The sequence below is a fragment of the Stenotrophomonas sp. KH_036_B genome (assembly GCF_057839485.1).
The window spans coordinates 1,467,268-1,479,776 of sequence record NZ_CM174491.1 but is presented as its reverse complement, the minus strand read 5'-3'; the positions used below and the strand labels follow the sequence as shown (position 1 = coordinate 1,479,776).

9 protein-coding genes are annotated in these 12,509 nt (G+C 69.4%); 6 read left to right on the top strand and 3 right to left on the bottom strand.

The window, feature by feature from the left end:
- Nucleotides 1-51: 51 nt before the first annotated feature.
- The 3 genes from phoU to rnt all read left to right on the top strand — a co-directional run bounded on the left by phoU (nucleotide 52) and on the right by rnt (nucleotide 2,017).
- Nucleotides 52-759 carry a phosphate signaling complex protein PhoU gene (gene phoU / locus AC3ITN_RS06760; protein ID WP_313348794.1) on the top strand — a complete coding sequence of 236 codons (708 nt, stop codon included), beginning with the start codon at nucleotides 52-54 and terminating at the stop codon, nucleotides 757-759.
- 131 nt (nucleotides 760-890) lie between these two features.
- Complete coding sequence (locus AC3ITN_RS06755; RefSeq protein WP_489392439.1) at nucleotides 891-1,235, top strand: RcnB family protein; 345 nt, start codon at nucleotides 891-893, stop codon at nucleotides 1,233-1,235.
- A 194-nt stretch (nucleotides 1,236-1,429) separates the two neighbouring features.
- Nucleotides 1,430-2,017 (top strand): ribonuclease T, encoded by a 588-nt coding sequence (gene rnt, locus AC3ITN_RS06750; RefSeq protein WP_313348816.1) that lies wholly within the window; start codon nucleotides 1,430-1,432, stop codon nucleotides 2,015-2,017.
- Between the two features lie 60 nt (nucleotides 2,018-2,077).
- Here the strand turns inward: rnt and AC3ITN_RS06745 are convergent, their stop codons facing one another.
- The 3 genes from AC3ITN_RS06745 to AC3ITN_RS06735 all read right to left on the bottom strand — a co-directional run bounded on the left by AC3ITN_RS06745 (nucleotide 2,078) and on the right by AC3ITN_RS06735 (nucleotide 7,374).
- Complete coding sequence (locus AC3ITN_RS06745) at nucleotides 2,078-5,104, bottom strand: two-component regulator propeller domain-containing protein (RefSeq protein ID WP_489392438.1); 3,027 nt, start codon at nucleotides 5,102-5,104, stop codon at nucleotides 2,078-2,080.
- Between the two features lie 150 nt (nucleotides 5,105-5,254).
- Nucleotides 5,255-6,667, bottom strand: a complete 1,413-nt coding sequence (locus AC3ITN_RS06740; protein WP_313348800.1) for an ATP-binding protein — start codon at nucleotides 6,665-6,667, stop codon at nucleotides 5,255-5,257.
- On the bottom strand, nucleotides 6,664-7,374 hold the full coding sequence (locus tag AC3ITN_RS06735; protein ID WP_345785094.1) for a response regulator: 711 nt from the start codon (nucleotides 7,372-7,374) through the stop codon (nucleotides 6,664-6,666). The genes AC3ITN_RS06740 and AC3ITN_RS06735 overlap by 4 nt, the downstream gene beginning before the upstream one ends.
- A 219-nt stretch (nucleotides 7,375-7,593) precedes the next feature.
- Here AC3ITN_RS06735 and AC3ITN_RS06730 point away from each other — a divergent pair, with 219 nt between their 5' ends.
- Genes AC3ITN_RS06730 through AC3ITN_RS06720 form a run of 3 tightly spaced genes read left to right on the top strand, consistent with a single transcriptional unit; the run spans nucleotide 7,594 to nucleotide 12,241 of the window.
- A complete protein-coding gene (locus AC3ITN_RS06730; protein WP_313348804.1) occupies nucleotides 7,594-8,835 on the top strand; it encodes an efflux RND transporter periplasmic adaptor subunit in 1,242 nt (413 codons plus the stop codon).
- Nucleotides 8,832-10,802, top strand: coding sequence for a MacB family efflux pump subunit (locus tag AC3ITN_RS06725; RefSeq protein ID WP_313348805.1), 1,971 nt, complete (start codon nucleotides 8,832-8,834; stop codon nucleotides 10,800-10,802). Before AC3ITN_RS06730 ends, AC3ITN_RS06725 begins: the two co-directional genes overlap by 4 nt.
- Nucleotides 10,799-12,241 carry a TolC family protein gene (locus AC3ITN_RS06720; protein WP_489392437.1) on the top strand — a complete coding sequence of 481 codons (1,443 nt, stop codon included), beginning with the start codon at nucleotides 10,799-10,801 and terminating at the stop codon, nucleotides 12,239-12,241. Before AC3ITN_RS06725 ends, AC3ITN_RS06720 begins: the two co-directional genes overlap by 4 nt.
- Nucleotides 12,242-12,509 lie beyond the last annotated feature (268 nt).

Below are 12,509 nucleotides of genomic sequence, written 5' to 3'. Positions count from 1 at the left end.
TGCTTCTCCACACCCTTCAGCCGGGCTTGGCCTGGCGCTACGGAAACCGACATGAACTTCCCCAACGACCACATCGTCAAAAGCTACGACGAAGAACAGCAGCGCCTGGTGGCCGAGATCGTGCGCATGGGCGAGATGGCCGTGGCCCAGCTGGATGCGTCGATGGACGTCATCGAGAAGCGCGACGAGAACGCCGCCCAGCGCATCATCGCCAACGACGAGGCCATCGACAGCCTGGAGCAGCAGATCAGCCATGACGTCATGCGCCTGGCGCTGCGCGGCCCGATGGCACGCGACCTGCGCGAGATCCTGGCGGGCCTGCGCATCCCGGCCGACATCGAACGCATCGGCGACTATGCCGCCAATGTCGCCAAGCGCTCCATCGCGCTGAGCAAGGTGCCGCCGCTGCCGCAGATCCAGGGCCTGCGTTCGCTGGGCCGGCTGGCCGCGCAGCAGGTGCGTCGCGCCATCGAGGCGTACCGCGACAACGACGCCGCTGCCGCGCTGGCGCTGCGCGACGACGACGCGCGCCTGGACGCCCAGTACACCGCGCTGTTCCGCGAGCTGCTGACCTACATGATGGAAGACCCGCGCAACATCACCCCGTGCACCCACCTGCTGTTCATGGCCAAGAACCTGGAGCGCGTGGGCGACCATGCCACAAACATCGCCGAGAACGTGTGGTTCCTGGTGCACGGCGAACAGGTCCTGCCGCCGCGTGAGAAGCGCGACGAAACCAGCAGCACCGAGCACCCGTAAACGCCCGCGCCCGCGGGTGTTACACGCCGTTACAGGCCGATACCGCGTATCGGCCTTTTTTAATTCCCTATTCATCAAAAAAATTCCACTCTGGACCTGCGTTCCACCCCACCCGATCCAGAGGAACCACCATGAAACGACTGATTGCCGCCACGCTGTCCCTGAGCCTGCTTGCCGCTACCGGCGCCGCCTTTGCCGCTCCGCCGCGGTACGACAACGATCGCGACACCCGCGACCGCCATGACCAGCGCGATGATCGCGGCCATGGCCCATCGCGCGGGCACGACCGTCATGATCCGCCGCGTCGGGGCGGCCACCTGCAGAAGGACCATCGCGGCGACTACGTCAGCGACTACAAGCGCCACGGCCTGCATGCGCCCAAGCGTGGCCAGCAGTGGCGCAAGGTCGACAACCGCTACGTACTGATCGCCGTGGCCACCGGGCTGATCGCCGACGTGGTGCTCAACGGGCGTTGAGCGGGGCCGCACGGCCTTTCCGGGTCATCCCACGCGCCGGGCCTGCCGGCGCGTGGGGCCGGCAACGGATCGCCAGACCCGGCCATGGGCCGGTCAGGCGCCTCTGCTAAACTGCGTCGATGACCCAAGACCTCCCCCAGGCCGCCGGCACGCCGGCGGTGGCTGAAGACGTGCCCTCTGCCGCCCCGCGCATGATGGCGACCCGCTTCCGTGGCTTCCTGCCGGTGGTGGTCGATGTGGAAACCGGCGGTTTCGACTGCAACCGCAATGCGTTGCTGGAAATCGCGGCGGTGCCGATCGAGATGGACGACAACGGCCTGCTCTATCCGGGGCAGACCGCCAGCGCCCACGTGATCCCGGCCGAGGGCCTGGAGATCGACCCGAAGTCGCTGGAAATCACCGGCATCATCCTCGACCACCCGTTCCGGCTGGCCAAGTCCGAGAAGGACGCGCTGGACCACGTCTTCGCGCCGGTGCGTGCCGCGATGAAGAAGTACGGCTGCCAGCGCGCGATCCTGGTCGGGCACAACGCGCATTTCGACCTGGGCTTCGTCAACGCGGCGGTGAACCGGGTCGGCCACAAGCGCAATCCGTTCCATCCCTTCAGCGTGTTCGATACGGTCACCATGGCCGGCATCGCGTACGGGCAGACCGTGCTGGCCCGTGCGGCTGCGGCGGCCGGCCTGGGCTGGGATGCGGACGAAGCGCACAGCGCGGTGTACGACACCGAGCAGACCGCGAAGCTGTTCTGCACCATCGCGAACGCCTGGCCGCGTCCTTGATCGGCATACGCCGGTAATCCGCGCGTCCCTTCTTCCGTGCGGTGCCCTGCGGCCGGGTGATCAACCGATCGCGGTTCTATCCCGGCCTTCGCTCTTGGCGCGGTACAGCGCGCGGTCGGCGCGCTGGTAGAGCAGCATCGGGGTGCGGTCGGCGGCGTCCAGCTCGACCAGTCCGGCACTGAAGGTCACCTGCAGGCCCGGCACGCCGGCCCAGTCCGGGTGGTCATGGAACAGCCCGCGCAGCCGCGCACACACCTGCGCGGCTTCGGCCAGGCGGGTGTCATTGAGCAGCAGGGTGAACTCTTCGCCACCGGTACGCGCCGGCATGTCCGAATCACGACAGGCCGAGGCGATCACCCGCGCCACTTCGACCAGCACCACGTCGCCCACGCTGTGGCTGTGCTGGTCGTTGACTTCCTTGAAGTGGTCGATGTCCAGCACCACCAGGCACAGCGGGTGGCCACTGCGCTGCGAACGCGCGAAGTCGCGCGCCAGCGCCTCGTCGAACGCGCGGCGGTTGGGCAGCCCGGTCAGCGCATCCTCGCGGGCCTGCCGTTCGAACTGCTCGGCCTGCACCGCCAGGCGCGCGGCCAGCTGGGTCTTCTCCTCGTTCAATGCCTGCAGGCTGGCGGTCTGCGCCTTGAGGTCGCGGGTGGCTTCGTCGACCTTGCGCGCCAGGCGCACGTTGCTGGCCTTGTAGCGTTTGATCAGGTAGCGGTACAACGCCACCAGCCCGGCCAGCAACAGCAGGCCGCCGATGAACTGCACGCTGCGCCGCTGCCACAGGAACGGTTCGACGGTGAACGACCATGTCGCCTCGCTGCCGCTCCACGTACCGCCCGGATGCGCGGCGGCCACATGCAGGGTGTAGTCGCCCGGCGGCAGGCCGATGAATTCCACGCTGCGCTGCTGGCCGCGTTCGATCCAGCTGCTGTCGAGCCCTTCCAGGCGGGTGCGGTACCGGATGCGCTCGGACAGCAGGTAGCTCAGGCCCACGTAGCTGATGCTGAGCCGGCGCCCGCCCGGCAGCGTGTTGTGGTTGGCGCCCTGCCAGTGCAGCGGCACCCCGTCGACCAGCACCGTTTCGATCGCCGCCGGTGGGGCCAGGCGCTCGCGGAAGCGCTGCAGGCGCAGCGGGTCGACCATGCTGAGGCCGCCGGCGGTGACCACCCAGAAGGTGCCGTCGTGGCGCAGGATCGCCGATGGCCCGGAGCTGCCATTGGCCTGCGAATTGGCCATGCCGTCGATTTCGTTGTAGTGCTCGACCTCGACCCGCCGCGTGCGGCCGTCGGCCACGTCGTTGAGCATGGCCATGTCGGTACGCAGCACGCCGCGATTGGAACTGATCCAGACGTTGCCGACCCGGTCGGGCACCAGCTGGAACACCGTGTCCACCGGCATGCCCTGTTCCAGCCCGACCCGGGCCAGCGTGCCGTCCTGGTAGCGGTACAGGCCGCGATCGCTGCTGATCCACATGGCATCGCCGATCTGCTGGAACCCGAACACGCTGCGCCCGCCGCCCAGCGGCGCCAGGTCGATGGCCTGCACCCGGTCGCCGCGCAGCACGCGGATGCCTTCGATGGTGCCGACCCACAGATCGCCGTCGGCGTCATGCGCCAGCGCGGTGACCAGGCCGGTCGGCAGCCCGGGCACGGTGGGCACCGACACGCCGCTGGCATCGATACGCGCCACGCCCTTCTGGGTCCCGGCCCACACCGCGCCCTCGCGGTCCACGCTCATCGCGCGGATGTTGCCGCCCGGCAGGCCATCCTCCGCGCCGTAATGGCGCAGCATGCGGCCCTGCGCATCCAGGCGCAGGATGCCGTCACCGAAGGTGCCGACCCACAACCCGCCCTGGTGGTCCTGCGCCAGGCTGAGCACGGACGGCGTCTTGCCGCCGCTGTTGCGCAGCGGCACCGGGTGGAACACGCCCTGCGCATCGCGGCGGTCCAGGCCACTGGCGCTGCCGATCCACATCTGGCGATCACGATCTTCCAGCACGGTGCGCACGTAGTCGCCACTGAGCCCGTCGCGCTCGGTGAAGCTGCTGAACAGCGTTTCGCGCAGCCGGTACAGGCCTCCATTGGCGCCCACCCAGATGCTGCCTTCGGCATCTTCGCGCAGGCTCACCACGCGCCCGCCCGGCAGCGACAGCCCGGTCGGCAGGCGTTCCAGTCCGTGCCGCGACAGCCGCAGCAGCCCCTGGTTCTCGGTGCCCAGCCACAGATCGCCATGGCGGTCCTGCAGCATCGCGGTGATGTGCATGCCGCCGGAGAGACGGTGCTGCAGTTGTGGCACACCGTCCTGCATGCGGTAGATGCGCTCGCCGGCGACGATCCACAGCACCCCGTCCGGGGCACGGTACGGCCACACCAGCCCACGGCCCAGGCCGTAACTCTCCGGCGCGCGGCGCAGCACGCCATCACTGCCGCGCACCACCAGCCCGTCGAGGGTGCCGACCCAGACCCGGTCCTGCGCATCCACCACCAGCTTGGTGAAGCTCATCGCCATCGGCACGTCGGCCGGCGGCTTCTGGTACTCGAAGTGCCCGCCCTGCGACAGGCTGCCGATGCCATTGCCTTCGTACAGCAGCCACAGCCGCCCGTGGCTGTCCATCTGCATGGCCTGGATCAGCACCTGCGGTGCGGGCGGCTGGTGCTCGAACACCTGCCACCGGCCGTCGGCACTGCGCCGGGTCACGTTGCCGCGCGAGTCGCTGATCCACAGCCCGCCGGAGCGGTCCACGTACAGCGCGCCCACACCGTTGTCGCGCAGGCCCGGGCGGGTGCTGCGGTCGAACACGGTGAAGTCCAGGCCGTTGTAGCGCACCAGCCCTTCCCAGGTGGCGAACCACAGGTGGCCTTCCGGGGTCTGCGCGATGTCGCGCAGCGAGTTGTGCGGCAGGCCGTTGCGCGAGGTCCATACATCGATGGCGTAGTCGCGCAGCGGCGGCGGGCCGTCCTGCGCGGCCAGCGTCGCCGGCACGCCACACAGCAGGCACAGCCAGACCAGCGCCAGCCAGAGGCGCTGCAGGGGCACTCGAGGTTGTACCGGCCGCCACCGGCTCCGGCATCCCCCTTGCCTCATCCGTGAGGACCTGGCGGGGAGCAGGAATGACGCAGCGCGGGAAGCGCTGCGCCGTTGTGGAGACCGGCCAGGTTGGGCACGCTCATGCGGCGGAAACCGGCGGGGGTTGCCCATAGTAGGCAAATCCGCAGCGATTTGCCTCGTCAGCGATCAGCCGGCGCGCGTGGCTGGCGGTCGGGGCGGTGCCGGCCAGTGCACCACGGCCTCCAGACCTCCCTGGGGCGGGTTGTGCAGATGCAGGGTCGCGCCGTCCTTCTCGGCCAGCGCGCGGGCGATGGTCAGGCCCAGCCCGGCCCCGCCGGTCGCCCGCGAGCGCGAGGTCTCCAGGCGTACGAAGGGGTCGAACACCATCTCCAGCTCGTCCTCGGCCAGGCCAGGGCCGTTGTCGCGCACCCGCACCACCACGCCGTCCGCGCCCTGCTCGACCCGGACCAGCGCGATGCCGCCGTAGCCGATGGCATTGTCGACCAGGTTCGAGAACAGCCGGTGCATGGCCAGCGGCCGCAGCATCAGCACCGCGCCGCTGCCCTGCTCGAAGCGGGCCTCGGCGCCGGCCTCGACCGCATCCTCGACGATGCTCTCCAGCAGCGAGTCCAGGTCCAGCGCCGCCCGCGGCTCGGCGCTCTCCGCGCTGCGCGCCAGCTCCAGGCCTTCGCGGATCAGGGCCTGCATGGCACCGAGGTCACCGATCAGGCGCTCGCGCAGCGCTTCATCGCCCACATTCTCCAGCCGCAGCCGCAGCCGGGTGACGGGGGTCTGCAGGTCGTGGGTGATCGCCGCCAGCATCTGGGTGCGTTCCCCCAGCGTGCGCTGCAGGCGCTTCTGCATGGCGTTGAAGGCCTCGGCGGCGCGCCGCACTTCCAGCGGCCCGGTGACCGGCATCGGGGCACGCTGCAGGTCATCGCCCAGCTCGGCGGCGGCCGAGGCCAGGCGCTGCAGCGGCGCGCTGGCCATGCGCGCCACCACGTAGGCCAGGGCCCCGATGGCGAGCACCAGCAGGGTCAGGAACAGCGGGTCCACGGCGAGGATGCCGTTGTGGGCGATGGCCGGCGACTCCAGCGCCAGTGACAGCACGGTGCCATCGCTCAGCGGCAGCTGCACGGCGCGGCACTTGGGCGGAATGAAGGCCGGGTCGCGCTCATGCGGCGGCTTGCGGCGGCGGTCCTGCGGCGGCGGCGGCGGCAGCAGCTCCTGCGCCTTGGCCAGGCACGACCGGAATGAAGTGAAGTGCACCGTGGCCTGCGCCACCGGACCCTGGCGGTCCTGCAGCACATCCATCAGCGCCACGTCCTCGCGACCGAGGCGGGCACCCTCCGGCAGGCTGCGTACCGCGGGCCCACCCACCGTGAGCAGGCGGTCGCGCAGCTCGGGGTCGCCGTCGAGCATGTTGACGAAGCCCTGCAGGCGGTCGGCGATGCGGGTGAGGTTCTGGCGCTCGAATTCCTGCTGCCGCTTGGCACTGGCCAGCATGGTGGCGCCGATCGCAGCCACGCTCATGCCCAGCAGCAGGATCACGAACAGGCGCCCGACCATCGAGGCGAAGAAGCGGCGCAGGCGCATCATTCCAGCGTGACCGCCGTGGCCAGCACATAGCCTTCGTTGCGCACGGTCTTGATCAGGCCATCGCTGCCGCCGTCATCGGCCAGCTTGTTGCGCAGCCGGCTGACCTGCAGGTCGATGGCACGGTCCTGCGACTCGTAGCTGCGGCCACTGCTCAGCGACACCAGCTGCTCGCGCGACAGCACCTTGTTGGCATGGCCGACGAACACGCGCAGCAGGCGGAACTCGGCGCCGGACAGCACGACCACGCGGCCGTTGGGATCCACCAGGTGGCGATGTTCCAGGTCGAAGGTCCACTGCGAGAAGCGCGCGCGTCGGATCGCCAGCGGCTCCAGATTGGCCGGCAGTGCCTCGGTCCGGCGCAGCACGTTGCGGATGCGCGCCAGCAGCTCGCGCGGCTCGAACGGCTTGCCCAGGTAGTCGTCGGCGCCCATCTCCAGGCCCAGCACGCGGTCGATCGGCTCGCTGCGCGCGGTGAGCATGATCACCGGCGTGCTCGAGCGTGCGCGCAGGTCGCGGCACAGCGTGAGGCCATCCTCGCGCGGCAGGTTGAGGTCGAGCACGATCAGGTCCACGTGCTCGCGCTCCAGCACCTGGCGCATGCCCTGGCCATCGCTGGCGGTACTGACCTGGTAGCCGGCGCGGCCGAGCTGTTCGGCCAGCAGCTGGCGGATGTCGTTGTCGTCATCGACGATCAGCAGGCGTTGCATCGTAGTCGTGTTCTCCATGCGGCGATGATCCCCTGTCGGGAGCTGAACCGCATCCTCTGGTTTGCGTACGCATGTTTCAGGCAGTGCGCACGATACACACGGACACGCGAAAACAGGGGCGCGGTTACATCCTGTTACACGGCGAGCGTTGAGCCCTCCGCGGCCGCTCTTCACAATGCTGACAACGCCGCATGCCGGCCTGTCGAGTTGACGATCATCGTGAAGCCCCGCCTGCCCACCACCCGCCGCGGCCGCGTGCTGCTGCTGCTTGCCGTCGTCGCTGTGGCCTGCGGCATTGTCGCATGGACCCTGCGTAAACCGACCGCCCCGACCCTGGCCACCAGCCCGGTCACCCGCGGCGACCTGGAACAGACGGTGGAAGCGACCGGCGTGATCGATGCCTACAAGCTGGTCAGCGTCGGTGCCCAGGCCTCGGGCCAGATCAAGTCGCTGAAGGTGCAGCTGGGTGATTCGGTCAAGCAAGGCGACCTGATCGCCGAAATCGACGCCACCACCCAGCGCAACGCCGTGCTCAACGCGCAGGCATCGCTGGACCAGGTCACCGCGCAGCGCGCGGTGCAGCAGGCCAGCCTGCGCCAGGCGGAACTCGAATTCGCCCGCCAGCAGGAAATGCTCGCCGCCGAGGCCACCTCGCGTGCGGAGTACGACACCGCCGAGGCACAGCTCAAGACCGCGCGCGCGCAGGTCAAGTCCTACGATGCGCAGATCAAGGGCCGCGAAACGGAGCTGGGCACGGCGAACGCCAACCTGGCCTACACCCGCATCACCGCGCCGATGGACGGCACCGTGGTGGCGGTGGTGGCCGAGGAAGGCCGCACCGTCAACGCCAACCAGACCGCGCCGACCATCGTGATGCTGGCGCGGCTGGATCTGGTGACGGTGAACGCCGAGGTATCCGAAGCGGACGTGGTCAAGATCAAGGCCGGCATGCCGGTGTACTTCACCACGCTGGGCGATCCGGACCGCAAGTACCACGCGACCCTGCGCCAGATCAATCCGGCGCCGTCGTCGATTGCCAGCGACAGCGCCAGCAGCTCCAGTTCGTCCAGCTCCAGCGCCAGTTCGGCGGTGTACTACAACGCGTTGTTCGACGTGGAGAACCCGGACGGCACGCTGCGCATCGACATGACCGCGCAGGTGTCGGTGCTGCTGAAGCAGGCCAAGGGCGTGCTGACCATTCCGTCGGTGGCGCTGGGTCGGAAGGCGCGTGACGGCCAGTACGTGGTGCAAGTGGCCGACGCCGATGGCGTGCCGCAGCCGCGCAAGGTGAAGATCGGAATCAACACCGGTTCCAGCGCCGAGGTGCTCTCGGGTCTGAACGAAGGCGAGAAGGTCGTGGTCGGCGAAGGCAGCGCCACCCCGTCTGCGAACAGCGGCGGCAACCGCGGCGGCGCGCAGATGCGCATGGGCGGCCCGGGCATGGGCGGGCCGCGTCGATGAAGACCGCCCCCACCGGCACGCCGCTGCTGCGGCTGCGCGACCTGCGCCGCGAGTTTCCGGCCGGCGACGAGACCATCGCCGTGCTGCGCGACGTCAACCTGGACATCGCGGCGGGCGAGATCGTGGCCATCGTCGGGCAGTCCGGCTCGGGCAAGTCCACCCTGATGAACATCCTGGGCTGCCTGGACCGCCCCACCCGGGGCAGCTACCAGGTGGCCGGCCGCGAGACCGGCAGCATGCTGCCCGACGAGCTGGCCGAACTGCGCCGCGAGCACTTCGGCTTCATCTTCCAGCGCTACCACCTGCTCGGCGACCTGGATGCGCGCGGCAACGTGGAAGTGCCTTCCGTCTATGCGGGCAGCCCGGCGGCCGTGCGCACCGCGCGCGCCGAGCAGCTGCTGCAGCGGCTGGGCCTGGGCGACCGCATGCAGCACAAGCCGGGGCAGCTCTCCGGTGGCCAGCAGCAGCGGGTGTCCATCGCGCGCGCCCTGATGAACGGTGGCGAGGTGATCCTGGCCGACGAGCCGACCGGCGCGCTGGACACGAAATCCGGCGAGGAAGTGATGGGCATCCTGGGCGAGCTGCATGCCGAAGGCCACACCATCATCATCGTCACCCACGACATGTCGGTGGCCGAACACGCCCAGCGCATCATCGAGATCCGCGACGGCGAGATCATCGCCGACCGCATCAACGACAAGGCACCGCGCTACCGCGCCCAGCGCACGCCGACCGTGGCCGCCGCCAAGGGCCACAGCTGGCGCGCCGCGCGCGACCGCTTCACCGAAGCCTTCCGCATGGCGCTGCTGGCGATGAACGCCCACCGCCTGCGCACCTTCCTGACCATGCTGGGCATCATCATCGGCATCGCCTCGGTGGTGTCGGTGGTGGCCATGGGCAACGGCTCGCAGCAGCAGATCCTGCAGAACATCAGCGCGCTGGGCACCAACACCATCGATGTCTATCCGGGGCGCGGCTTCGGCGACATGCGCTCGGCGCGCGTGCAGACGCTCAAGGCCAGCGATGCCGACGCGCTGTCGCGGCAGAGCTACATCGACAGCGTCACCCCCAGCGTGTCGTCCTCGGCCACGGCGCGCTACCGCAACCAGTCGGCCACCGCGCAGGTGAGTGGCGTCGGCGAGCAGTTCTTCCGGGTCAAGGGCGTGACCCTCAGCGCGGGCAGCTTCTTCGACGCGGACGCGGTGAAGGGTCTGGCGCAGGTCGCGGTGATCGACGAGAACACCCGTACCCAGTTCTTCCCCAACGGCGCCGACCCGGTGGGCCAGGTGATCCTGCTCGGCAACGTGCCGGTGCGCGTGATCGGCGTGGCCCAGCGCCAGAGCATGGGGTTTGGCAGCAGCACCAGCCTGTCGATCTGGGTGCCCTACACCACCGTGATGTCGCGCATGCTCGGCCAGAGTCATGTCTCGAGCATCACCGTGCGTGTGGATGACGCCACCCCGATGGATGCGGCGCAGGCGGCCATCTCCAAGCTGCTGGTCATGCGCCATGGCACGGAGGACTTCTTCCTCAGCAACAGCGCCGAGATCCGCGAGACCATCGAACAGACCACGCGCACCATGACCCTGCTGATCAGTGCCATCGCCGCGATCGCACTGCTGGTCGGTGGCATCGGCGTAATGAACATCATGCTGGTGTCGGTGACCGAACGCACCCGCGAGATCGGCGTGCGCATGGCCGTCGGCGCGCGGCAGAGCGACATCCGCCAGCAGTTCCTGATCGAAGCGGTGCTGGTCTGCCTGCTGGGCGGGTTGCTCGGGGTTGGGCTGTCGCTGCTGGTGGGGTGGCTGTTCGGCCGCTTCGCCCCTGATTTCCAGATGCTGTTCTCCACCTTCTCCATCGTGGCCGCATTTGCGTGCTCGAGCCTGATCGGTGTGGCATTCGGCTTCCTTCCGGCACGCAATGCGGCCCAACTCGACCCCGTGGAGGCGCTGGCGCGCGAATGAAGATTCCTTTCCTGTATCCGTTGGTTCCCGCCGTGCGCCCGCTGGCGCTGGCCTGCACCACTGCCCTGCTCCTGTCTGCCTGCGTGAGCACCGGCCAGTACCGGGTGGACCCGCCAAGCGTGCCGGCCGTGTATGGCCGCGGCGACGCGCAGCGCAATGCCCCGACCGAGCCATCGCATGCACCGGCGACACTGCGCACCGACGTGCGTGACGATGCCTGGTGGACCGGCTTCGGCGATCCGCGCCTGGACCGGGTGATCGCGCGCGCCCTGCAGGCCAACACCGACCTGGCCACGGCCGGGCTGGCCGTGCAACGCGCCCGCCTGCAGGCCGGCCTGGCCGACAATGCGTTGTGGCCACAGCCGTCGGGCAGCGTCAGCAGCAGCGGCAGCCGCCCCATCGACCAGAGCGCCGACTGGAACCGCGGCAGCTCGGCCGGCGTGTCACTGCAGTGGGAAATCGACCTGTGGGGCCGGCTGCGCGCACAGCGCGACATCGCCCAGTGGGAGGCCCAGGCCAGCGAAGAGGACCTGCAGAACACCGCGTTGCTGGTGATCGGCGACGTGGCCACGCAGTACTGGACGCTGGCCTATCTCAACCAGTCCATCAGCGCCGGCGAGGCCAACCTGGCGCGGCTGCAGCGCACCCGGCAACTGGTGCAGGCGCGCTTCGACGCCGGCGCGGTGTCGCGACTGGAAGTGCGCCAGGCCACGCAGAGCCTGGAGGCGCAGCGCGCCGCGCAGAGCGCATTGGAGCAGCAGCGCGTGGCCAGCCGCAATGCGCTGACCGTGCTGCTGGATGGGCAGCCGTGGCCGCAGGCCGACGAGCCGCAGGCGCTGGAGAGCACGGGCGGTCCGGCCATCGCCGAAGGCCTGCCGGCCGACCTGCTGGGCCGCCGCCCGGACCTGCGCGCGGCCGAACTGCGCCTGCGCAACAGCCTGAAGAACATCAAGGTGACCGCCACCAGCTACTACCCGGCATTGAGCCTGACCGGCGGCGTGAGCAGCGGTGCCACCTCGTTGTCGGACGTGCTGAGGAATCCGGTCGCCGCGCTCGGTGCCGGGCTGTCGCTGCCGTTCCTCAATATCCGCCAGGCGCAGCTGGACACGCAGATGGCCGGGACCGATTACCAGATCGCGGCCAACAGTTTCCGCCGCACGCTTTACACCGCGCTGTCAGAGGTGGACAACGCCTTGTCCGCGCGCACGCAGTTCGCCACCCAGGTGGCCGCCTCGCAGGCCTCGTATGACGAAGCGGTGGCCATCGAGCGCATGTACGAAGTGCGTTACCGGGTGGGCGCCACCGACCTGCGCACCTGGCTGGAAGCGCAGCAGACCCGCCGCGACGCGGAGCTGTCGCTGGCCTCGGTGAAGCAGAAGCAGTTGGTCAACGACGTGACCCTGTTCAAGGCGCTGGGGGGCAGCGCCAACGCCGGGTAGAGCCACGCCCTGCGTGGCTTCGCGGTACCGGATCACCCAAGTAGAGCCACGCCCTGCGTGGCTTCGCGGTACCGGATCACCCAAGTAGAGCCACGCCCTGCGTGGCTTCGCGGTACCGGATCACCCAAGTAGAGCCACGCCCTGCGTGGCTTCGCGGTACCGGATCACCCAAGTAGAGCCACGCCCTGCGTGGCTTCGCGGTACCGGATCACCCAAGTAGAGCCACGCCCTGCGTGGCTTCGCGGTACCGGATCACCCAAGTAGAGCC